This is a genomic window from Legionella brunensis, from assembly GCF_001467025.1.
GTDB classification, from domain to species: domain Bacteria; phylum Pseudomonadota; class Gammaproteobacteria; order Legionellales; family Legionellaceae; genus Tatlockia; species Tatlockia brunensis.
The window spans coordinates 1-22,369 of sequence record NZ_LNXV01000008.1 but is presented as its reverse complement, the minus strand read 5'-3'; the positions used below and the strand labels follow the sequence as shown (position 1 = coordinate 22,369).

Here is a 22,369-nt window from a genome sequence, read left to right as displayed (position 1 = left end):
TCGGTGGTCATATCGGCATGTGCAGTTGTAACAGCCATGAAAGCAGTAATTGCTGAAGCAACGAGTATGTCTCTTTGTTTCATCAAATAAAATCCTGTTAAAATTTGACGTTTGATAATAGTCCAGATTGTATCCAGCTTTTTAGTAAGGAAGCTGCTCGCATCCCTACCTCTTGCTCATCGTACCATGTGCACAATCCGGCACAAATTTCCCCAAAACTTGCTCCTTGGATCATCCTTGTCATCGCCCACGATTCATCTTCTGCCAAGGAATAAAAACGGCTTACATAATTGCTACGCCATATTACCCATGAAAGTGGTTGTGAATGTTCGATGGGATTTTCCGGTAGTTGTTCATTGCTAATAGCCTGCCATATAGGAACTATATTCCAATGGAAATGCGTTTGTTGTAAAGAGGGGTGAGGAAGAAAAGTCATGTTTGCCCAGCATTCTGGTGAAATAGATGCAATATCTTCTATTGTTAAGGTTTGCGCATCGGCAGCATCAAAAGCCAAGGCCAGACACCATTCAAATTGTGCTAGCTCAGCCAGACACGGTTCTTGCTGTGAGCTTAAATAATCACTGAAATTATCACCAAACCAGCGAATAGAGCGATAAGGAGAGGGATGTTTTTCTAGATAAGCGCTGCCAATTGTGTGGAAGGCTTCGTCGCCAACGTATTTTTTGAAAACAGGGAAATTACTGGCTAGGCACTCAAGCAATCGAGCACGATAGGCATCAAGATAAATATCAAGGCGAACAGCTGCAGAGACCTTTTCTGACGCAATGATATATTGTTCTATATTAGTCTGGTTTGTCAGTAAATAATTCTGAAACATCTCCTGCAGACGAAATAAGTTATTCATAATACTAACTCTTTTGCCAACACTGTGCTGGCAATCCTTCTTGCCTCGTTCAACTCGAGTAATAATTCTCTGAGTGGGGGAATGTTGTCATCGCGTTCGACCATGGTTGAAACAGGGCCAAAACGTTTTATAGTTTCTGCATATAAATCCCAAACAGGCTGAGCTATTGGTGCATCATGGGTATCGATAATATAATCACCACAATTGGAATGCCCGGCCAAATGAATTTGAGCAATGCGGTATCCTGGAACCCCATTTAGATAATCCAAGGCATTGAAATTATGATTCACTGAGCTGACATATATATTGTTGACGTCAAATAAAAGATAACAATCAGCGCGATTGGCTATTTCAGAAAGAAATTCCCATTCGCTCATTTCCGACTCTTTATAGCTAAGATAACTTGAGACGTTTTCAATTAAGATTTGACGACCTAAATAATCTTGAATGGCATCAATGCGTGAAACAATGTGCTCAATTGCTTCAAGGGTATATGGGACGGGTAATAAATCATGCATATTTAAGCCTTGAATACCTGTCCAACACAAATGGTCAGAAATCCATTTTGGCTCAATGCGAGTAGCTAAGTCTTTTAATTGTTTTAAATAATCCCAATCAATGGTGTCTGTACTACCGATAGATAATGAAACACCATGCATTACTATTGGATAATTTTCTCGGATTTTATCCAAATAATAGAGTGGCTTACCACCAGGGATCAAATAGTTTTCGCTAATTATTTCTAACCAGTCTATAGGGTGGGTATGTTGTAAAATTTCTTCATAATGTTCAGGTCTTAATCCAAGACCAAAACCAAGATAAGGCTGTTTTTGCTTTATGGGTAAAACCATGATCTATGCTAACTGTTAATAGCAGATTGGGTATGTTGTAGCCATACCCAACCCACTAGCTCAATATTATTGAGAAGAGCTATCAGTGCTCTTGCTAGCATCAGTTGCGTCTGCAACAGTACCACCAGCTTTTTGGCACTCTTCTTTAGTCATCATAGAAACACCTTGACCTTTGCAAGAGTTTTGACCTTTGCAAGAGTTAGTTGCAGTTTTGCAAGCACTTTGACCTTTACAAGCGTTAACACCTTTACATTGAATTTGAGCATCAGTAGCAGAAGCAGCAAATACTGGAGCCATAGAAAACATTGCAGCAGCGCCAACAGCTAAAGCAACACCTGTTAATTTGATTTTGTTCATAACAATTCCTTCGTTAATAAAAAACCCTTTATGAGCCACTAATAGAATTTAATGGCACCTATTAGCAGAGATAGTGTAGAGATTGTGAATTAAAACTGTCAAGCTTCTTGGGTTAAAAATTAATGTGTTATCAATCCAGTTAGAATAAGAATTAATTTTAAGAGATAGATTTAATATTTAGTGTGCAAAATTGTATCCTTTAGAAAATTTAATGACTAAGTCGATGGATAAGTAATGCCGCACGTTGGGTTTGCATAGGTAAGGAAGTGATATTTAAGGTTTCATTGGTTGAGTGTGCTCCTGTACCTAAGGCGCCCAATCCTGCTAAATTAGCAGGAACAATCGAGGCAATATAAGAGATATCGCCAGCGCCACGAAGTCCTGGATCCAATGGTTTAACAACCCCATACCCTAAGTCGATGCTGGTAGTGCTATAGAGTTCAAGTAATTTTAAATTCTCAGGCGTAGGGGGCATAGGGGGCATTTTATCTTCAAAGTTGATAGTGGCGTTTGTGCCAGGCAAATGTTGTTTTACTGTGGATATAACTTGGCTTTTTGTCTTTAATCTTTGTTCGCTTGTTAAAAATCGTAAGTCACCTTTTGCAAGGGCAGTTTTAGCAATCACATTGTCTTTTCCTGTAACCTGATAGCGTTCATCCTGATTCTCATTGATAGTAATCCCGCCAAGAATTACCCCTGGATTAAAAGAGATATATTTTTCTCCGGATAGCTTCGTACGAATGGCATCAAGAATCCGCCCTAATTCGAAATTAGCTCCATAACCGGCTGATTTTTGAAAAATTTCAGAAGAGTGGGCTTCGGTTCCCGTAACTTTAAGTGTCCAATCAGTAATGCCCCTACGAGCCACTGTTGCTGTATCTGGACTCATCGACCATTCAAAATCCAGGGCGACATCAATGTTGGCAGCTACATCGAATAGAGGCTTTCTGGATAAAGCAATGGGTGTCCCGGCATTTTCCTCATCTCCTGTTAATATCACAGTAATTGAGGTGTTATCCAGGGATTGAGTAGCCTTTAAAGCTTTTAAAGCGTAGAGCATTATTACAATGCCACCCTTATCGTCTATTATGCCAGGGCCTGATGCCATAGTTTGATGTCGCTCAAATTTTTTAAAAATACTTTCTTTACCGAAAACTGTATCAAGATGACCAATTAGCAATATCTTTTTTCCTGCGTTGCCTTTATGTTCGGCAATTAGGGTAGGGGCTCGAGAAGGAGCTGGCATACTCCATTGTGTTATAAAACCTAGTTGTTCAAATTGAGACCGCAAAATATTTCCTACTTGAGTAATGCCCGCTATATTAGTTGTACCACTGTTGATATTAACCAGCTTTTCCAGAAGTAGAAGTTGCTCATTGCTTTGCTGGTCGAGATATCCAACTATTTTTGATTCGACGGATGATAGTGGCTTACCTAAAGTTGTTTGAAAAAATAGCAACTGGCTCAAAGATATAAAGATGAGTTTGATAGTTACGCTCTTTAAGATGCTCATTTTGTGCCATTAAAAAAGCCCGATTTTACTTTCAGGCCGTGTTAAAATTTGCTCACAATACCTATGAAAAATTATTCATAAGCAGCAAGAGCTGCTTGAATTTGCGAGCGTCGACTAATAGTGTGGTACCATTCGATTAAGCGAGGAAATTTTTTCTCATCTAGTGGGGTCTGATAGAAATTTTCATAACAATACAACCAAGGCCAAATCGCCATATCGGCAATAGTATACTCGTTACCGCTGATATATTCATGTTGAACCAGTTCTTTATCCATGACAGCCATTAGACGTTGTACTTCGTCAGCATATCGTTTTTGTGCATAAGGCACTTGTTCTGGGGCATAGCGATGAAAATGACCGTATTGGCCGAACATTGGACCAATATGAGCAGCTTGAAAAAAGCACCACTGCAAGACATTAAATTTATGCTTAAAGTCCTGGGGTAAAAATTGTTGATGTTTTTCAGCTAAATATTCGAGGATAGCCACACTTTCAAATAAATAAAAATCAGCCTCAGCATCGTAAATGACTGGGATTTTATTGTTAGGAGAAATACGTAAAAACTCCGGTGCAAACTGCTCACCCTCTTGAATATTAATTAGTTTAATTTCATAGGACGCTTTGATTTCTTCAAGCATGATGGTTGGTTTGATTCCATTAGGTGTCCTAAATGAGTATAACGTGTACATAAGTGCTCTCCTGGCTTGTCACGATTAGACGGCATGGGGCTGAATCCATCCCATACTAAAGGCGATAAATAAAAACAAAAATAAAATCAAAGAGATACCAATTCGCCAAGTTAGGGCTTTGACTGTCCGTTTGGTTTTTCCTTCATCACGCACTAAGAAGACAAGACTGCTCCCCAGGGCGACTAAAATAGCCAGCATAACAATAAGGATGATAGCTTTGGTAAACATTTGTTATACTCCACGTTTTTTAGAGTTTGTTAAACAAGCTCTAAGGACTGTTGACATCAGTAGAAGAAATAAATGATGAGTTTAACCTGTTTTAATCGTCGTTTCACGCCTAATTGGAAAATGATCCTTTTGGCTTGTTTGGCTATCTTATTGTTTGTTCGTTTGGGTTTTTGGCAGTTGCATCGTGCTAATGAAAAAAAACAAATGTTAACTGCCCAAGCAAAATTTGCCCAGATAATGCCGGTTACGTGGGGGCCAGATAGAAAGTTGCCTGAGCAATACCAGCGTATTTCCGTAACAGGGAAATTTTTATCCGAAAACATCCTATTGGATAATCAGCATCATCAACATCAGTTTGGTTATGATGTGCTCACGCCATTATTACTTCCATCTGGGAATGTTGTATTAATTGATCGCGGCTGGGTTGCAGGGGATATCACAAGACAAAAATTTCCTGTGCCCAAAATTCCTGATGAATCGTTGAGTTTAGTGGGCGATGTTTATTACCCTTCGACAAAAAGTTGGGTTTTAGGACCTGCCCTTGAGCAAAAACAACATGTTACATTGGTAGAGCGCATTGATACACAAATGATCAGTCAATTTTTGCATAAACCGGTCTATCCGTTTATCATTCGCCTCGACAAAGAAGAGACTCATGGTTATATACGTGACTGGGCCATTGTAGCGATGCCTCCTGAACGTCATTATGCCTATGCATTACAGTGGTTTGCTATGGCTGTAGTAAGCCTGATCTTATTTATTGCTCTAAATCTGAAAAAATGAATGAAAATGACGAAGCGTAATTCTTTTATCTTATTTTTGTTGATCTTAGTGTTTGCTGCACCGGGGTTGGTTGCTTATTTATTTTATACCCATCCACAGTGGCTTGGGACTACGACAACCAATCGTGGGACTTTATTAACTCCCCCTATCCAGTTTGTCAAAATGGATAAAAAGGATAAATGGCGTCTGATTTTCTGGAATCCTGGGGACTGCGGTAGCGTGTGTATTCAGCAAATTGATAAGCTTGCGCGAATTCGTCTTGCACTGGGTCGCCATTTATATGAAGTGGAAGAGTGGTTGATTGTTGATCAAAAAACACAACTACCTGACTCTTTAATAAATTTACTCAAAGATCAGGATATTCAAATACGCCGCTTGTCTAACGAAGAGTTAAACCAGTTAAAAACCCTTAAAACCGAACCGCAAGTATTTATTGCTAATCCAGCCGATTATCTCATCTTGGTGTACTCCATAGATGCAAAATCTGATGCAATATTTCATGACATTAAACATCTATTAAGTGTGGAAAAGAAGAATGGTTGAGCAGACGCAATTTAAATTCCTACGTTATGCAGTTACTGTCGCTGCGATTCTGGCTTTATGTGTAGTCATGCTGGGTGCGTATACTCGTCTTACAGATGCGGGTTTAGGTTGCCCGGATTGGCCTGGCTGCTATGGTCATATGGTACTACCTAACACTCAAAATGAACTGCTGTCTGCACAAAATCAATATCCACACATTCCGATAGAGTCCCGAAAGGCCTGGACAGAAATGGCACATCGCTATGCTGCGGGGACTCTCGCTTTGCTCATTTTCTTTATTGCCGGCAATGTTTTATGGCGACGTATTCAAGGGGTAAAATTGCCTTGGCAGTTGCCCCTGGCCTTAGTGGCTTTGGTTCTCTTTCAAGCTGCTTTGGGAATGTGGACAGTAACGCTAAAATTATTACCCGTCGTGGTTATGGGACACTTGTTAGGTGGCATAGTAATTTTTTCCTGTTTAAGTCGTTTGCGATTGCAATTAAGTGCGATTGCTTCTGCCAGTTTACCACATTGGCGATTTTGGGTGGGGCTTGGTGCTTTAATCGTATTTTTTCAAATAGCTTTGGGAGGCTGGGTAAGCTCGAATTACGCAGGAATTGCTTGTATTGGTTTTCCACAATGTAATGGACAATGGTTACCTGCTTTGCATTTCTCAAAAGGGTTTAACTTATTTTCTCAAGTGGGAGAAAATTACCAAGGAGGGCTTCTTGACAATGATATTAGGATGACTATCCAATATACCCACCGAGTAGGAGCCATGCTTACGGCTTTATACGTTTTAATATTATCTTTCCTTTGTGTCACAAAAATTAAAGAAAAAAAAGTTCGCTTGTTTGCCCTATTAGCTATTTTATTGCTGATAGCGCAATTTAGTCTTGGTGTGGTAAATGTTGTTTATTTGCTGCCTTTATGGGTTGCTGTTGCCCACAATGGTGTTGCTGCATTGTTATTGGCTACGATGTTAATGATGCTATATCTAACCCAAGGGAGATCTGCAAATGCGCGCTAAAACTGAGTATGGGTTAAATCTGAATTGGCGTGATTACATGGAGCTTTGCAAGCCACGTGTAGTAGCACTTATGCTGCTTACTGTTGTTGTCGGTATGTATTTAGCGGCACCAGGGTGGATTCCACTATCCACATTGGTCACATCTTTATTAGGGATAGGTTGTTGTGCTGGGAGTGCGGCTGCCATTAACCATCTTGTTGATAAACGTATCGATGCCATTATGGCACGTACTCGCAAAAGACCAGTGGCTCAAGGGCGAGTTTCAATAAAGCAAGCGCTTTATTTCGCCTCTTTAATGGGCGCTATAGGGCTGGTGATTTTAATATTATTTGTGAATTGTCTGACTGCGATTCTGACTTTCTTTACGCTTATAGGCTATGCCGGGATTTATACAGGGTATTTAAAGCGTGCAACACCCCAGAATATTGTCATTGGTGGATTGGCGGGTGCTGCTCCCCCATTACTAGGTTGGACGGCAGTGACTAACCAATTAGACCCACAAGCATTGTTGTTAGTCTTGATTATTTTTACCTGGACTCCTCCTCATTTTTGGGCTTTGGCCATTTATCGTTTTGAAGAATATAAAAATGCAGAAATCCCTATGTTACCCGTGACTCACGGGATTGCATTTACTAAATTAAATGTCCTTTTGTATACTATTTTACTCCTAATTGTTAGTATATTGCCCTTTATCGTTGGCATGAGCGGTTGGTTATATCTCGTCGGTGCTATTTTATTAGGCATGCGTTTTATGTACTGGTCTGTTACCTTGTTTCGAAACGAGCAACTGACAATAGCGATGCGTACTTTTCGATTTTCTATTGTCTATTTAATGATGTTATTTGTCTTTTTATTAGTTGATCATTATATCTAAGGGGATAATATGTCTGCCAGAATTAATCGTAAGACCTTGGTAGTGGCGATTTTTCTCGCCCTCGTCGCGACCCTTGGTGGAATATTGATTGCTCAAAACTTGACTATGGGAAGAAAAATTGATCCCAATCAATTTAATGGTACCCTTCTTGAAACTCCACGTGAAATTAATCAGTTTTCTTTGACTGGCATTGATGAGCATCCTTTTGATAATAAGAGTTTACAGGGGCAATGGACTTTAGTTTTCTTTGGTTTTACCAATTGCGGCTATTTATGCCCAACAACAATGTCTGAGTTGGCTAAAATGTATCGCATTCTCGAGGAGGAAGGTGTTAAGCCTCTACCTAGAGTTGTGATGATTTCTATTGATCCAGACAGAGATAGTTTGGATAAACTTAGCCATTATGTTAAAGCATTTAACCCTCAATTTTATGGGGCAAGAGGGTCAGATGATGTGGTAAAGCATATGACTCGTGAAATGGGTGTTGCCTATGCAAAAATAGCCATCCCGGATACCAATGATCCTAATAATTATGATGTACAGCATAGTGGGGCCGTGATGTTATTCAATCCTCAAGGTGAACTTAATGCCTTCTTCACTACTCCCCACCAAGCAAATCTTCTAGCAAAAGATTTTCAGCTTTTAGTGTCCTGACGCTGAGTACATTTTATTAGACAGTTAATACCCGGTATTTCCGGGTATTAACTTTTTAGCATGAAATATGTGCAGGAATTTTCCAAAATTTACATATAATGCCTAATTTTGAGCTAGGCTTTTCTTATCACTACAAAATAATAATTTAAGGAAATTTTGATCCATGAAAATTGCGATTTTATCTACTAATCCTCAACTATACTCACATAAGCGGTTAAAAGCGGCTGGGGAGGAAGCAGGTCATGAGATCAGTATTATCAATCCCCTTTATTGTTATATGAATGTAGCGACTTCAAACCCTCAAGTCCATTATCGCGGAAGCGAAACTTTACCAAAATTTGATGCAGTTATTCCACGAATAGGAGCTTCCCTTACTTTTTATGGCACGGCTTTATTAAGGCATATGGAAACAATGGGGATATATACATTAAATGAATCAATAGCGATATCTCGTTCTCGAGACAAGTTCCGTGCTCTGCAGCTTTTGGCTCGTAAGGGCATCCCCATGCCTAGGACAAGTTTTGCTTTGTCCCCGGACGATACCGAAGATCTCATCCGCATGGTTGGCGGGGCACCTTTGGTCATTAAATTGTTGGAAGGAACGCAGGGCAAGGGGGTCATACTTGCAGATAGTCATCAGTCGGCAGTAAGCATAATCAATGCTTTTAAAGAAATGTCGACGAACATATTAGTTCAAGAATTTATTGAAGAGTCTAGAGGGACTGATATTCGTTGCTTTGTTATTGGCGATAAAGTTGTTGCTGCTATTAAACGCCAAGCCAAAGAAGGTGAGTTTCGTGCCAATGTTCACCAGGGAGGAAAGGCACTGAAAGTAAAATTGTCTCCCCAGGAACGAGCCATTGCAATTGCTGCTGCTAAAACCATGGGGTTAAAGGTGGCTGGTGTGGATTTAATACGTTCCAATCATGGTCCTTTGGTATTGGAAATTAATTCATCGCCAGGTTTAGAGGGTATTGAAAAAGCTACTCATGTCAATATAGCAAGCAAGATTATTCAATACATTGAAAAACATGCCAAGCCTAAGGGCATTAATCAACGGTTCCAAGGATGAAGACCAGAGCACCTATTGTTATTGCTGATGAAGTTATAAAAGCGGGTCAATCACGCTGTGTGAAGCTATCATTGGCTATGCTATACACATCAACCCCTATTGAAATTCCTGTTTATGTATTTCATGGAAAAAAAGAAGGGCCGATTTTGTTTGTTACTGCTGCTATCCACGGTGATGAAATCAATGGTGTAGAAATTATTCGTCGTTTGCATCATGCACCACAAGTCAAACGATTGCGAGGAACTCTTATTACTATTCCCGTTGTGAATGTTTATGGTTTTTTTCTTCATTCACGTTATTTACCGGATAGACGCGATTTAAATCGCCAATTCCCTGGACGTGAAAAGGGATCAATGGCATCGAAATTGGCAAACTTGCTAATGACTGAGATTGTAGAGCACTCTACTCATGGGATTGATTTACATACTGGCGCAATTCATCGCTCCAATTACCCACAAATACGTTTTAGCCACCAATGCTCTCAATCTGCAACACTGGCAGAAGCTTTTGGTGCACCAATTATGGTAGCGTCCAACATGAGAGATGGCTCTTTACGCGAAGCTACTGATAACCTGGATATACCAATGATCGTTTATGAGGGAGGAGAGGCATTACGTTTTGATGAGATGGCAATAAGAATAGGTGTTAGGGGAGTACTCAATGTCATGACTTATTTACAAATGTTCTCCCCTTCACAAAGCAAAGTAAGAAAGAAACGGGGCTTTATTTCAGCAAGTGCTGAGTCAACATTCTGGATTCGTGCCCCAGAAAGTGGTGTCATGATTAAGGGTAAATCGTTAGGTGAAAAGGTGAGTAAAGGAGAAATGCTCTGCACTATTGTTGACCCTCTCGGTGATAATGAAATTAAAGTGAAGAGCCCTTGTGAAGGCGTTATTATTGGCAAGACGAATATTCCCTTAGTGAATGAGGGTGATGGTATTTTTCATATCGCTGTATTTGAAGATTTAGATAATCTGCAATTGCCTGCGGAAGATATGGAAGAATGGGATTATTAATGGTTAGAAAGGAGCTTAAGATTTAGGCTCGTGTTTTTTTCTGTTTGTGCTCGCTTTTCCCAATTAGCCAATCACCATTCACCTCTAGTTCTTCCGCAATGAGATTCAAAATCTTTTCATCAGGGGTGGTAATGCCATTTAAGAAAGCCTCAGCTTTAAATTTGGGAATCTTGATTAGTTTTGAAAAGACTTCAATTCTTTCATCGCTGCGAGGCGGAACCCCGATGTTATCAAGCTCTTTGTTAAGACGCTCTGCAAATAGTTTATTAGGCATAGATGTCTCAAATAGAAATTATATTTATGTTCTATAGCATAAAAAAAAGCTTTTGCAATCTTTTTTAAAAAATCAATAAGTTAACTTTTGCAATAGGTGATTTTATTGGGAGCAGTTCGTTGCTATTAAGCGCTTCTTTTCAAATTAATCAGCCGCGATAGGGAATTAAATGAGCTATCTGTTTAATCAATCTTTGTACTTTGTAAAAATTCTAACAATCTTGATTTGTTTCTGTGACTTTAGGGCATTGCTTAACACATACTGTTTTACAGCCATTATGGATGAGATGACGCTCAGGAATACCATGATAACTAAATAGGACATATTCATGGGTTTCGAGATGAGGTTGAATGAGTTCCGCCTGTGCTTTATGAATGCGGGAAGCTGATAGAAATCGCGAAGAGGTTGATTGAGGGTAAGATCTTTTGAGGGGCTAATAATTGCAAGACTCTTTCAATTGAAGAATCTGTTGCTGCTGAGGAATATTGCGGATACATGGGAAGAACAGTAATAGATTCACAAGAACTTAATTCTTCTATGGCTTTATGTAAAGAAGGATTACCATAACGCATACCCAACACAACTTTCCAATTATTACTAAGATGGGTTTGTAATTTGGTTTGCAGATTACGGGCTATGGATCAGTAAGGGAGAACCTTCAGCAGTCCAGATAGCCTGATAAGCGTGTGCAGATTGTTTGGGTCTAAAGGGCAAAATAGTAAAGTATAGAATGAGATATCTAAGAGGCAAGGGTAAATCAATAACTCTTCTGTCAGCAAGAAATTCGCGAAGGTAGCGTTTAACGGAGAAAGAGTCACAATTGTCAGGGGGTACCTAAATTAATTAGTAGTAAACCATTCTTCATCATAAAACATCAATTGTATCACTGTGGAATTAGTAAGGGATCTCCGATTTAATAAAGATCCCTCATTATCACGATTAGAGTGTAGTTAAGCGTCAGCTTCTTCGCCGACTAGTGCTATTACATTTGAGGCGTGCAAACCCCGTTCTCCTTTCTCAAGGTCATAGCTTACTTGTTGTCCGGGGACTAAAGTTTTATAGCCAGTACCATGGATTGCAGAAAAATGCACAAAAACATCTTCACCCCCTCCCTCAGGTACAATAAAACCCCATCCTTTGGCGTTATTGAACCATTTGACTTCGCCTGTAGCCATAAATCCTCCTTTTGCTAAAGCTTATCAATCGTCAACGGCTAAGCTGTTGAGCAATTGCATTCGTCCTTAAATGACAATTGTTAGAAAACCCATCTCACGTGGGTTATCTCAACATAACGTAAAATAGGGATAAGTCTCAATAGTTTTTATAAAAAATTGTGTAATTAACATCATAAAAGATTAATGGTGAACCAATTTGTGCCTCAATTGTTAAAAAAATGAGTTTCTCTCAAAGTGGCAATGAACTTTTGTGCGTCAGGGCTGAGCTTGTGTGCTTTGCGATAAATAATGAAATAACTCATTTGCAAAGCCTCATGTTCGTAAATGGTTACTAGATCTTTATCAATAATATTTTTAGGTATAAAACACCAACCTAGGCCTAGTTTGGCCAATTTTAATAATGCAAATATGGGCTCTGCCTCATGCTGAGCTGATAATACTAAATTTTTTCTGAACAAATATTCTTCTAAAGCCTGACGAGGTGGGGCATATTTAGGCATCACAATTCCTGGGTATGACATAATTTTCTGAAGACTTAAATTTTTCTGATTAAATAACGGATGGCTCCGGGAAACTTTGATGACATATGGCAAGGTAAATAGGGGGATTAATTCAAATTCGCGGGCAATTTTTTTGTTAATGCAATTAAGACAAATTTCTATTTCGCGATTTCTTAAGGCGCGAAAACTCATTAATGGTGAAAGATAACTCACTGAGAAATCAAGATTCGGCTCCTCATGATGAAATGCAGCAAGTAAATCAGGTAACATAAAACTGCCAATTAGAAAATCTACGCCAACTTTTAAGGTTTTCTTCTGTTTTTCAAGAAACAGATTCACGGAAGAAATGCCTGATTGAATGGTTTGTAGGGTTTCAATAGCATAGGGAAGGAAAATTTTTCCAGCTTCCGTTAGAGTTAAGCGATTATGCTCCCTGATGAATAAGCGAGTTTTTATTTCAATTTCTAAAGTAGCAATCCGTTTACTAATAGCAGATTGAGTAATATAAAGATAATCAGCAGCCAGGGTAAACGATTGAAAATCAGCTGCTGCAATAAATGCTCTTATTTGATTAATATCCATATTGCCAAGAAATATTGACGAGTAATTCTAATTATAAGCAACCTTTGAAACCAGAGTGACAGAAAAGTAAAGCTTAGTTAGATGATGGTTTATTAACAATCAAATAATTCCTAGTGCAAGATCTATTTTTATGCAGCGACCTTTCTCAAGCCGGATTAATAAAATACAATCTTGCCAGCATTCTTTTTCTGTTATTTCTTATAGGGGTGTTATGAGTTTTGAAGTGGATAGTCGAATTCAAACCAGTTCTTTTTGGTTGGCGGATTGGCCTTTATCAAGCGTGTATTTAAAAAATGAAGCCCACTTTCCATGGGCAATTTTAGTGCCTCGTATAGAGAATGTTCAAGAGGTTTATCAGTTGACGAAAGTAAACCGTGGGGAACTGATGAATGAGATTAGCCGACTTTCAGAAATCATGGATGACTTTTTTCAACCAGATAAACTGAATATCGGTGCTTTGGGCAATATTGTTCCTCAGCTTCATATTCATGTAGTTGCCCGGTTTAAGCACGATACACTGTGGCCACATAGCATTTGGCAGCCGGATCTAATGACCAAAGCTTACAATGCCGAGTTCGCTGCGGAACTTGTGCAAACGTTAAGTTTGCGACTTGGACAAGGACCTAACTAATTTCTTCATACTCGGGTAACGGTTTTTTGTTAGGGAATATTTCCTCTAAAGATACTGAAAATCCGTCCTCTCTTACTATCCGAGCATGCTTGCGCTGCAATTGCCTTGGTTCTTCAACACCACAAGAATGACAGATAACAGCAACTTCATGAGCCATATTATTAGCATAATGATAGACGCGTTCAGCTTTATCTGAAACCACTAAGCCGCGTTGTAAGCGAGCATTATGAGTTGCGATTCCTGTGGGACAAGTATTCTTGTGGCATTGCATCGATTGAATGCAACCTAAAGCAAACATGAAACCACGAGCTGAATTAATAAAGTCAGCTCCAGCACAAAGAGCCCACGCAACACCAGAGGGAGTAATTAATTTGCCACTGGCAATGACTTTAATCCGATCGCGCAAATTGTACATGACAAGAATATCTACTAATGTGGGTAAAGACTCTTGAATAGGGATGCCCATGTAGTCCATTAAACCTTGCGGTGATGCCCCAGTGCCGCCATCTGCGCTATCCAAAGTAATAAAATCTGGTGCAAATTTGATCCCTCGCTTGTGAATTGCTTTACATAAATCATGAACCCATTCATAGCTTCCTAACACAAATTTGCAGCCTACCGGTTTACCTGTAATCTCGCGCACATGCTCAATAATATCCAATAGCTCTTCTTCATTACTGATATCAATATGGCGATTAGGGCTAATAGAATCAACATGAGGTAGAATTCCTCTAATTTTAGCAACTTCTTCAGTTACCTTGACCGCGGGAAGTAGTCCTCCTTTGCCTGGTTTAGCACCCTGACTGAGTTTAATTTCAAACATTTTAATGTTGTCGATGGCGGCAAGTTCTTTCAAACGATTATCTGATAAATGGCCTTCTGCATCTCGGAAACCATATTTAGCTGTTCCAATTTGCGCAATAACATCACAGCCTGATTCTAAGTGATAAGGTGAAACCCCCCCTTCGCCTGTATTTAACCAACATCCAGCTTTTTTGGCCCCTCGTGCCAGCGCTTCAATAGCGGGCTTGGAGATCGCACCATAACTCATTGCCGAAATATTAAAGATGTGAGTAGAAGTATAAGGTTGCCTGCAATAGGGTCCTATTGTGACTGGGCGAATAGTGGCTTGGTCTGTAGCAAGAGGGGGGAAAGGGGCGCTTACAAAGTATACTGTTCCTATGTCATGAAGAGGTCTAGTAGAGCCAAAGCCAATTGTAGTATCGACATTTTTAGCCGCACGATACACCCAGGAACGCTCAGCACGATTAAAAGGCATCTCTTCTCTATCATTCGCAAAAAAATACTGACGGAAGAACTCTCCCAGATACTCTAGGAAATAGCGGAAATGCCCTAGCACTGGGAAGTTGCGTAATACAGCGTGTTCTTTTTGACGCCTATCCCAGAGATAAACAGAAATTAATAAAGTAATTAGTCCTACAATGAGCAAAAGCAGAACTAATTCATTAACTTCTAAAGCGCGTAAAAAAAAGATATCTTTTCTTTTAAGCTCGAATGTTTCCACGGTCAAATCCTTTTTGCTAATAATCTGGTGAATTACGGATATGAGTTATTGTTTAAAATTTCACATCGGAGATTATTGGTATAATTCCTGTTTTTAATTAGTATTTTAAGTTTTATCAAAAAGGTAGTCTATAGAAATTTTTTTTCTGACTCGATATATGGTGGGGTTTTAAGAAATTTTAGCTTTGAATTCATGAAAACACCTTACAAGGCCAGAAAATAATTTATTTAGTGTATATACTTATATTAAATCAATTGGGATTTGAGGGGGGTGTGCCATGACAAACAATTCCTCATTGGCTAATCACCTGCTGATCGCCATGCCGTCGATGACAGATCCCAATTTCGAACGAGCCGTAATTTACATTTGCGAACACCATGTCCAAGGTACTGTCGGATTAATTATCAATCGTCCAATGCAATATCCCCTCAGCTTGGTTTTTGAGCAGATGCAGATCGAACCCACCAAGAACGAGTATAGTCAAAAGCCATTACTTTTTGGTGGACCTGTGCAGCCTGAGCGAGGGTTTGTTATTCATCGTCCCATTGGTGGATGGCGTTCAAGTTTAGCTTTACGTGACGACGTGACGGTAACTACTTCCAATGATATCATTCGCGCCATTGCAGCAGATAAAGGACCAAAGGATGCTTTGATTACCTTAGGTTATTCTGGGTGGGGAGAGAACCAGCTAGAAGACGAAGTGATGAACAATGCCTGGTTGGTTTGCCCATATACTCCTGAATTACTGTATGAGGTGCCTTTTTCGGAACGCTGGGAGTATGCAGGAGCTGTCATTGGGGTCAAAATGAACCAACTAACTTCCATTGCGGGCCATGCCTAGAGTCTGTGAAAATCAAGCCTGAGAAAGGTAAAGGTCCTAACCAAAGCTATGAGTGTTAAGATCATAGGTTAGTGCTTGTTTATAGTCCATATGATCTTAATCCTTATGTTGGAGTGTTGGATGGCAGAAGGTGTTTATTTGGGGTTTGATTTTGGTTATAAACGAATTGGTGTTGCTGTTGGACAACGTATCACATCAAGTGCTCGCCCGTTAACTACAATCGATGCAAAATCAGGTGTGCCAAATTGGGATGTTCTGCAAAAAATTATTACGGAGTGGCGCCCTGAAGCCTTAATTGTTGGTTTACCAACCTGCATTGATGATAGTAAGTTATACACAACCGATGCTGCTCGTAATTTTGCGCATCAGCTGCAAAAGCGTTTTTCTTTGCCAGTCTACTTGGTGGATGAGCGCCTTTCTACAGTTGAAGCTCGTGCACAGTTGTTTGCTGAAGGTGGATACCGTAAAATTAAACAATCCCAAGTCGATAGCTTTGCTGCCTGTATTATCTTGGAGCAGTGGCTACAATTTCCTACTAAGTAAAAAATGAATCATTTTTTAGAAGTTAGTCAATTTTCGCGTCAAGAGATTGATTCTTTGTTGAAGCGAGCAATTCATTTTAAAAATAGTCCGTCTTATCCTGATTACTCTCGATATACTGTAGCTAATCTTTTTTATGAAAATAGTACACGAACGCGTGTCAGTTTTGAGATAGCTGCAAAAAAACTTGCAATGACAGTGGTTAATTTGGATTTGCAAAGTTCTTCCGAGTCGAAGGGGGAAATTATCGAGGATACTATAAAGACTTTGGCCGCTATGGGCATTAGCTTATTTGTCATCAGGCATAATCAAGATAGGTTGCAGCAAACGTTGGCTACTAAATTTGATAAAATTCAAATTGTTAATGCTGGTGATGGGCAACATGCCCATCCGAGTCAAGCTCTATTGGATTTAATGACCATTTATGAGCAAAAGCCTGATTTGAGTCAATTGAAAATCGCAATAGTAGGTAATATTCGCCATTCTCGTGTAGCAAATTCGCTCCAATGCCTTTGCTCCATTCTTGGGGTTAAAGAGCTAGCGTTAATTGCCCCTGAAATTTGGCAACCGCAACTTGTGCATTATGGATACACCACAACCTCCTTGTCAGAGGGTTTGAAAGAGGCAGATGTTGTGATTTGTTTAAGGGTGCAGCGTGAGCGTTTGCAAGAAAGTGAACATTTGGATCTAAACACTTACCGTGAGAAATTTGCATTGACGAAAGATACGCTTAAGTATGCCAAAGCAGATGCAATGGTTATGCATCCTGGTCCTATAAATCGTGGCGTTGAGATTGATAGTGATGTTGCGGATGGTCCGCAATCGTTTATTCTTCAACAAGTGACAAATGGTGTTTTTATGCGCATGGCTATTTTGGAAGCATTGACCATGTAGTAAGTTCCAAAATGTTGAAAAAGGATTTTATCAAGCGAGGGAAGAAATGAGTTCTAAAAAACCTCTTATAGTTATTACAGGTGCGAGTGCAGGTATTGGTCTAGCCCTTGCTAAACAATTTGTGCTAACTGGCCATCCTTGTCTTTTAATTAGTCGCCATATGAAGGCTATACCTGAACTCAAAGGCCATGACATTATTTATGCTGCATTGGATGTTACTGATTATGAGCGGTTTGAAGCAGAAGTACGCAAAGCAGAGCAAAATACGGAAAAACAGAATGTATGGTTAATAATGCAGGCTTTATTAATGTGGGCGAATTCAGAGATCTTCCCATTGATAAAACCCATTATGAAATTGAGGTATTGATAAATGGGGTTGTCAACGGCATTAAAATCGTTTTACCGGACATGTCAGCTCGAAAATCAGGGACCATCATTAATATTAGTTCTATCGGTGATCGTAAGCCTAGTCCTTTAGGCGTGGCTTATCATGCAAGTAAGCATGCTGTTCGTTGTATCAGTGAAAGTTTACAAATGGCAGAAGCTAAAAATAATGTAAGAATTATGAACATTGCTCCTGGATTAATTAAAACCAATATCCATGCCACCATGGGAATCAGTTTTGAGGCTTACTGTGAAATGCTAGGCAATCCTACGTTTATTATGCCGGAAGAGCTGGCAGAGATAATTATGTTTTGTTGGAAGTTGCCGCAAAGAATATGTATTAGAGATTTGGTAGTAATGCCAACAGATTGTGCTTTTTAATGTTGAGCATCACAACGTAAGATATCAAGGGGGAATAGAATCTAGTTAACAAATTTTACGGCTGGCTCATCACGTGACTCAGATGGTGGCGGTGGGGTTGTTTTAATCTGCGAAAAAGTAGTTTTAATTTGGAAAAATGCGGCTGGTGCTTTTAATTTACCGGTCACTGGTGCTACAGGTACATTTTTTGAGTTTAAAATTATCGTTTGAGCTAGTGTTTGTCGTATTGAGTCAGCATTAGGAGCCTTGCTAAAATCTTCACGAACTATACTTAGTGCAAGTTGATAATTCTCTGCAAGCTCATGTAGTTTCTCTTTAAAGAGATGTATCTCATCTACCATTTTTGCTTTTTCTGTTTTAAAGACAGGGGATAGATTGGATAAAAAATTGGATATCATGACAAAAAAATCGTCATGAATTTTGATAAATTCATTAATCTCAGCACTGAGATTTTTTATATTTTTGAGCTTTTCACGCTTGTCTGTCACAATGGTCAATAAGACTTTATATTCTTCTATGACATTTTTTATTGTCTCAGTAGTTTCAACTAGATTTATTAATTCTTCATCAGTTGTTTTTGCTATAAGAGGTTTTAACTGTTCTTTAGCTAATACAAGGCCCGCTTTTTCTACTTCTTCGCCGGCCAAGCTGAGATCTTGCTCTAATTGCTTTAGGTGAGTCTGCGCTAAAATTTTAAGATCATTTTTGCATTCACTGTCTAAGGTAACAAAGTAACTTGCAACTGTATCTTGGGTATCTTGTGAGAAGTAAGAGCGATATGCGATAGTAGGCAGGGCAGTTAACCAACTAAAACTATATTGGATGGTTGAGGAAAACTGTTGCCAGGTGTCTGGATTTATCAGCGAGTCTGCTTTTTGCGCCAGACGTTTACCATTTTCAGTGACAACTAATAAGTCATACCCAGTTTGATATTGTTTTATCAAATCTACAAAATACAGTCTGTCTATTATTTTTTGGTCATTGGTAATCACTGCCTGCACTAATCTTTGAATGGGTTTTATTTCTGATTCAATCTCAGCTTTTCTTTGTCTTGCCTTGAGCAATTGTAGGGTATCATCGTGGACTGTGTTTAATTTGCCCTCCAAAGTTGCTAACTTGTCAGGCTCAGGAGTTTCAGCCAGAAGCACTAAAAATTCTTTGTTGAAATAATCAACAAGATTTTTGGGGGCTGATGGTTCCTCGTGACTGTGTAATAAAGCTTCTAGTTCTTTTGCTGTCTTCTCTGTTTTTTCAAGTAAGTTAGTTATCTGTTGTTTTTTTTCTGCGAGATCAATTCCCTGAGTTGCTGCTATTTTTTGATGAGCCCAGCTTATATTATTATCAAGCCTAAGCTTCGCTATTCTTAATGTTGTGTATAAGTAACGACACAATGTTTGGCCTTTCTCTGGATCCCTAATTGCATAAGAATTAAGCCACAGGTTCGTGCTATTAAGTAAAAGATTAAGATTGGAAGATAGGTCGCTTAGTGGCTCACTATAAAGTGAACTTAGCGTTTGCGTTAAGGTGCTAAGTAATTGTGCTTCAGGAGAGTCTTTATCAGCCAAACTATTAAGATATTCTTGCGTAGCAAGTCTTCCATAAAGTAGAGTTCCTAAAGTACGTTTCCCACCGTACTGATCAAAATCTATATATAGCTGCGACTCACAGGTCTCTAAATCACGCTTAATTGTTTCAATACTACTAAGGTTATCTGTGTAGCGACTAATAGCTATGGCTGTTTTTAAATAATTTTCTTCATTAGAAGCTTTCTCCTGCCGCCAGGCAGCAAAAAGTTGTCTAAATTGCTCTTCTCTTTGAAGTTCTAGTTGACTCGGCATTTTAATAGTAAGAAGTATACTCTTAAGGAATTGTTAAGCATTATAAGATTAAAAACTTAAGAGTTTCTTAAGCTTTTACAACTATACCGGAAAAAATTGCCTGAGGAAGAAAAGTTCAAAGAATTTTTTTTGATGTAACGCTATTACACGGATTGGAAAAACCTGTGTACTAGTTTAACAATAGCAATTTGATTTTGCTATTTTCTTAATAAGTTAGATTTTCTGAAGTCAAATTGGCTAAAATTTAATCATCCCGTATAATTTGTTCATCCATCAAAAATGAGCATATATTATGAAAAAGAGGCTTGAAATTCATCAAAAGCAAGAGTCCAATCCTACTAGCTATAAAGAAAAATATGAGCAGCTTAAAGAGCTTCTCAACAAAGTTCATCAACATTTAGAGACTTCCTATAAGCCTTCACCTGAAAAGTTGTTGATAGATGCCAGTGAGTTAGACTCAAAATTAAGTAAAAATGAAATTAACCGCAAGCAAGCCTATTTTAATCTATTAGATACCTGCTATGAGAGAGCAAAAAAAAATAGTCTTTGTATTTTTCTAAAATTCGAGCCCGAACAGTTTGTCGAACAAAATTTAACGAATGATATTATTTTAAGGAATGAACTGCCTAAAGAGGTTAAGAAGGGAGAAGAAAATGTTTCTATCCTGACTCCTGATGGTTTATATCAATATAATCCACATGATAACGCTTTATTTAGACAAATTCTAACTAAAGATGAGCTTAAACAAATTGGTTTCCAAGACTACCTAGCTAAGGCAGAAAACGCCAAATTAGAAACTAAGAACTCTATTAAAGAGGAGTTGATACAAAATCAATTAATTTATGATCTCGATGAGGAAATTAATAAGAAGCATAGTAATGTCTATCTGAGGAGAGTTAAATTTCATACTTGTTTTCTGGTTGCTAGCTCTGATAAGGCTGAGGAGCAATTACGTGAAAAAGCCGAGTCCTCAAAGCCTAAAAGAGAAAATAACTCCTTGGCTGATGAATTCTTTTCAGCACTTCGTTCTAATCTACAAAATGGTTTTCAATCACCTGCTCCCAAAGGCTTAAACGGATTGATGCAGATTACCTGCTCTTTCAAGGGTGATTTTTATGAACAGTTCAATCTAAGGGACAGATTTTTAGTTGAACTTATGGACTCTATTGATTTTCTTGGTGAAGAAAAAATTAGATCCTATAAAGAGAACATTAAAAAGGATACCGATTTTGAAAAGGATGTTAAAAATCTTATTCAGGAAATAGTAATCGATGTTTATAACCATTCTAAAGATCATCCAAATGATAAAAAAGAGTGTTATGAGTTAATAAACAGATATTTAGTTTCGAGGAGGGGAGGGGCAGATGAGTATGAAATTTATAAAGAATATTTTAAAGACATTCCTATAACCAAAGAGCAATACATAGATTACACGATGGATCAATGGATAGAGGATAGGAAAAATACGAATATTACCAAGAATACTTCGTTCTATGAGAATATGCTGTCTTTGCTAAAGCCAAGATTGTTTGATGAGTTAAATGATTTTAAATACAATGCGAAACAGAACTCCACTGCTTTACAGAAGGAAACTAATATCGTTCCTTTTTTTGAAATAGAGGAAGATCAAGTAAGATCATATTGCCGGATACAGCCTTCAAAAGAATCAACTGCATTTAAGGAACTTTTAAATAAACACAATCCCGTAATAGTCAAAGCGATATATGAGAAATATCAAGACTCAAAAACAACTGCTGAAACGAAAATTAAACTCAGACAATTTCTATTAGACCTGGATAAATTTGAATCGGAGGTCAATAAATTACAACTTCAGGTTGAGCTATTTAAAGATAGTCAGATAGCAAATGCGACAAAATCTCAATATTGCAACACGCTAAGAGCGAATGTTGAAACAACAAGATCAACCCTTTCACAACAGCACGACAAGTTGAAAGTACAATTAGAGGATATTTTTGCCAAAGAAATTAAAAGTGGAAAATCAAAGGCAGTAGGTGCCGGATTGATGATTTTAGGTGCTGCCTTAGTTGTGGTAGGTGTGGCATTAGCTGTATTTGTTGCCCCTTTAGGTGCTATCGCTATAGCTCCAGGCCTAGGTCTCCTTGTGGCTGGGGGCGGATTATTTAAGAAAGGCTCAAATCCTATAAGCAAGCAAGCTCAACAAATGGTTTCAGAGGTTTATGAGCAGGGTGAGGAAGCAATTAAGTCGATTGAATCTCATAAAGAAATAAAGGAACCCAAGGTAAAGAGAGTGTTCATCTAACTGTGTCACCTCATTGATTATCTAAGTCTCAGGTTCATACGGTCTTCAAAATAAATATGAAGCTGAGAC

At 38.7% G+C, this 22,369-nt stretch carries 24 protein-coding genes and 2 pseudogenes; 13 read left to right on the top strand and 13 right to left on the bottom strand.

Going from position 1 to position 22,369, the window contains the following annotated elements; translation table 11 throughout:
• Positions 1 to 97: 97 nt before the first annotated feature.
• The 6 genes from Lbru_RS05290 to Lbru_RS05265 all read right to left on the bottom strand — a co-directional run bounded on the left by Lbru_RS05290 (position 98) and on the right by Lbru_RS05265 (position 4,503).
• Positions 98 to 865: an HvfC/BufC N-terminal domain-containing protein gene (locus tag Lbru_RS05290; protein WP_058441152.1), complete on the bottom strand. Its 768-nt coding sequence runs from the start codon at positions 863 to 865 to the stop codon at positions 98 to 100.
• Complete coding sequence (bufB, locus tag Lbru_RS05285; protein WP_058441151.1) at positions 862 to 1,716, bottom strand: MNIO family bufferin maturase; 855 nt, start codon at positions 1,714 to 1,716, stop codon at positions 862 to 864. The genes Lbru_RS05290 and bufB overlap by 4 nt, the downstream gene beginning before the upstream one ends.
• 66 nt (positions 1,717 to 1,782) lie before the next feature.
• Complete coding sequence (gene bufA2 / locus Lbru_RS05280) at positions 1,783 to 2,073, bottom strand: BufA2 family periplasmic bufferin-type metallophore (RefSeq protein ID WP_058441150.1); 291 nt, start codon at positions 2,071 to 2,073, stop codon at positions 1,783 to 1,785.
• Between the two features lie 208 nt (positions 2,074 to 2,281).
• On the bottom strand, positions 2,282 to 3,586 hold the full coding sequence (locus Lbru_RS05275; RefSeq protein WP_058441149.1) for a M20/M25/M40 family metallo-hydrolase: 1,305 nt from the start codon (positions 3,584 to 3,586) through the stop codon (positions 2,282 to 2,284).
• Between the two features lie 71 nt (positions 3,587 to 3,657).
• Complete coding sequence (locus Lbru_RS05270; RefSeq protein WP_058441148.1) at positions 3,658 to 4,275, bottom strand: glutathione binding-like protein; 618 nt, start codon at positions 4,273 to 4,275, stop codon at positions 3,658 to 3,660.
• A 24-nt stretch (positions 4,276 to 4,299) separates the two neighbouring features.
• Complete coding sequence (locus tag Lbru_RS05265) at positions 4,300 to 4,503, bottom strand: twin transmembrane helix small protein (RefSeq protein WP_058441147.1); 204 nt, start codon at positions 4,501 to 4,503, stop codon at positions 4,300 to 4,302.
• 72 nt (positions 4,504 to 4,575) lie between these two features.
• Here Lbru_RS05265 and Lbru_RS05260 point away from each other — a divergent pair, with 72 nt between their 5' ends.
• The 7 genes from Lbru_RS05260 (at position 4,576) to Lbru_RS05230 (ending at position 10,454) form a co-directional block, all read left to right on the top strand.
• Positions 4,576 to 5,286 (top strand): SURF1 family protein, encoded by a 711-nt coding sequence (locus tag Lbru_RS05260; protein WP_058441146.1) that lies wholly within the window; start codon positions 4,576 to 4,578, stop codon positions 5,284 to 5,286.
• A gap of 6 nt (positions 5,287 to 5,292) precedes the next feature.
• Entirely contained in the window at positions 5,293 to 5,829 is a 537-nt protein-coding gene (locus tag Lbru_RS05255) for a hypothetical protein (RefSeq protein WP_065235430.1), read from the top strand.
• Entirely contained in the window at positions 5,822 to 6,838 is a 1,017-nt protein-coding gene (locus tag Lbru_RS05250) for a COX15/CtaA family protein (RefSeq protein WP_058441144.1), read from the top strand. Before Lbru_RS05255 ends, Lbru_RS05250 begins: the two co-directional genes overlap by 8 nt.
• Positions 6,828 to 7,712 (top strand): heme o synthase, encoded by an 885-nt coding sequence (gene cyoE, locus Lbru_RS05245; protein WP_058441143.1) that lies wholly within the window; start codon positions 6,828 to 6,830, stop codon positions 7,710 to 7,712. Before Lbru_RS05250 ends, cyoE begins: the two co-directional genes overlap by 11 nt.
• 9 nt (positions 7,713 to 7,721) lie before the next feature.
• Positions 7,722 to 8,366 carry an SCO family protein gene (locus tag Lbru_RS05240; protein WP_058441142.1) on the top strand — a complete coding sequence of 215 codons (645 nt, stop codon included), beginning with the start codon at positions 7,722 to 7,724 and terminating at the stop codon, positions 8,364 to 8,366.
• Between the two features lie 163 nt (positions 8,367 to 8,529).
• Positions 8,530 to 9,438, top strand: coding sequence for a 30S ribosomal protein S6--L-glutamate ligase (rimK, locus tag Lbru_RS05235; RefSeq protein ID WP_058441141.1), 909 nt, complete (start codon positions 8,530 to 8,532; stop codon positions 9,436 to 9,438).
• Positions 9,435 to 10,454: a succinylglutamate desuccinylase/aspartoacylase family protein gene (locus Lbru_RS05230; RefSeq protein ID WP_058441140.1), complete on the top strand. Its 1,020-nt coding sequence runs from the start codon at positions 9,435 to 9,437 to the stop codon at positions 10,452 to 10,454. The genes rimK and Lbru_RS05230 overlap by 4 nt, the downstream gene beginning before the upstream one ends.
• Before the next feature lie 22 nt (positions 10,455 to 10,476).
• On the opposite strand, the gene Lbru_RS05225 is transcribed toward Lbru_RS05230, so the two are convergent.
• The 5 genes and pseudogenes from Lbru_RS05225 to Lbru_RS05210 all read right to left on the bottom strand — a co-directional run bounded on the left by Lbru_RS05225 (position 10,477) and on the right by Lbru_RS05210 (position 12,985).
• Positions 10,477 to 10,728: a hypothetical protein gene (locus Lbru_RS05225; RefSeq protein WP_058441139.1), complete on the bottom strand. Its 252-nt coding sequence runs from the start codon at positions 10,726 to 10,728 to the stop codon at positions 10,477 to 10,479.
• Between the two features lie 368 nt (positions 10,729 to 11,096).
• On the bottom strand, positions 11,097 to 11,354 hold the full coding sequence (locus tag Lbru_RS05220) for a ferrochelatase (protein ID WP_274519600.1): 258 nt from the start codon (positions 11,352 to 11,354) through the stop codon (positions 11,097 to 11,099).
• A 1-nt stretch (position 11,355) separates the two neighbouring features.
• Positions 11,356 to 11,526: pseudogene (locus Lbru_RS18025) on the bottom strand (ferrochelatase); the annotation flags it as partial.
• Between the two features lie 152 nt (positions 11,527 to 11,678).
• Positions 11,679 to 11,903 carry a cold-shock protein gene (locus Lbru_RS05215; protein ID WP_058441137.1) on the bottom strand — a complete coding sequence of 75 codons (225 nt, stop codon included), beginning with the start codon at positions 11,901 to 11,903 and terminating at the stop codon, positions 11,679 to 11,681.
• A 203-nt stretch (positions 11,904 to 12,106) separates the two neighbouring features.
• Positions 12,107 to 12,985 (bottom strand): LysR family transcriptional regulator, encoded by an 879-nt coding sequence (locus Lbru_RS05210; RefSeq protein WP_058441136.1) that lies wholly within the window; start codon positions 12,983 to 12,985, stop codon positions 12,107 to 12,109.
• A 211-nt stretch (positions 12,986 to 13,196) separates the two neighbouring features.
• Between Lbru_RS05210 and Lbru_RS05205 the strand changes: the two genes are divergently transcribed.
• Complete coding sequence (locus Lbru_RS05205; RefSeq protein ID WP_058441135.1) at positions 13,197 to 13,616, top strand: HIT domain-containing protein; 420 nt, start codon at positions 13,197 to 13,199, stop codon at positions 13,614 to 13,616.
• Here Lbru_RS05205 and Lbru_RS05200 read toward each other — a convergent pair.
• Positions 13,609 to 15,141 (bottom strand): FMN-binding glutamate synthase family protein, encoded by a 1,533-nt coding sequence (locus Lbru_RS05200; protein ID WP_083500828.1) that lies wholly within the window; start codon positions 15,139 to 15,141, stop codon positions 13,609 to 13,611. The genes Lbru_RS05205 and Lbru_RS05200 overlap by 8 nt on opposite strands.
• A 277-nt stretch (positions 15,142 to 15,418) precedes the next feature.
• Between Lbru_RS05200 and Lbru_RS05195 the strand changes: the two genes are divergently transcribed.
• The 4 genes and pseudogenes from Lbru_RS05195 (at position 15,419) to Lbru_RS05180 (ending at position 18,181) form a co-directional block, all read left to right on the top strand.
• Positions 15,419 to 15,982, top strand: a complete 564-nt coding sequence (locus Lbru_RS05195) for a YqgE/AlgH family protein (protein ID WP_058441134.1) — start codon at positions 15,419 to 15,421, stop codon at positions 15,980 to 15,982.
• A 120-nt stretch (positions 15,983 to 16,102) separates the two neighbouring features.
• Positions 16,103 to 16,525: a Holliday junction resolvase RuvX gene (gene ruvX / locus Lbru_RS05190; RefSeq protein WP_058441133.1), complete on the top strand. Its 423-nt coding sequence runs from the start codon at positions 16,103 to 16,105 to the stop codon at positions 16,523 to 16,525.
• Positions 16,526 to 16,528: 3 nt separating this feature from the next.
• The gene (locus Lbru_RS05185; RefSeq protein ID WP_058441132.1) at positions 16,529 to 17,416 is read left to right on the top strand and encodes an aspartate carbamoyltransferase catalytic subunit; all 888 of its coding nucleotides are present in this window, start codon (positions 16,529 to 16,531) and stop codon (positions 17,414 to 17,416) included.
• A gap of 46 nt (positions 17,417 to 17,462) precedes the next feature.
• A pseudogene (locus Lbru_RS05180) lies at positions 17,463 to 18,181 on the top strand (SDR family oxidoreductase).
• A 41-nt stretch (positions 18,182 to 18,222) separates the two neighbouring features.
• On the opposite strand, the gene Lbru_RS05175 reads toward Lbru_RS05180, so the two are convergent.
• Entirely contained in the window at positions 18,223 to 20,019 is a 1,797-nt protein-coding gene (locus Lbru_RS05175; RefSeq protein WP_058441131.1) for a hypothetical protein, read from the bottom strand.
• A 292-nt stretch (positions 20,020 to 20,311) separates the two neighbouring features.
• On the opposite strand from Lbru_RS05175, the gene Lbru_RS05170 reads away from it, so the two are divergent.
• Positions 20,312 to 22,300 (top strand): hypothetical protein, encoded by a 1,989-nt coding sequence (locus Lbru_RS05170; RefSeq protein ID WP_058441130.1) that lies wholly within the window; start codon positions 20,312 to 20,314, stop codon positions 22,298 to 22,300.
• The last annotated feature ends 69 nt before the right edge of the window (positions 22,301 to 22,369 follow it).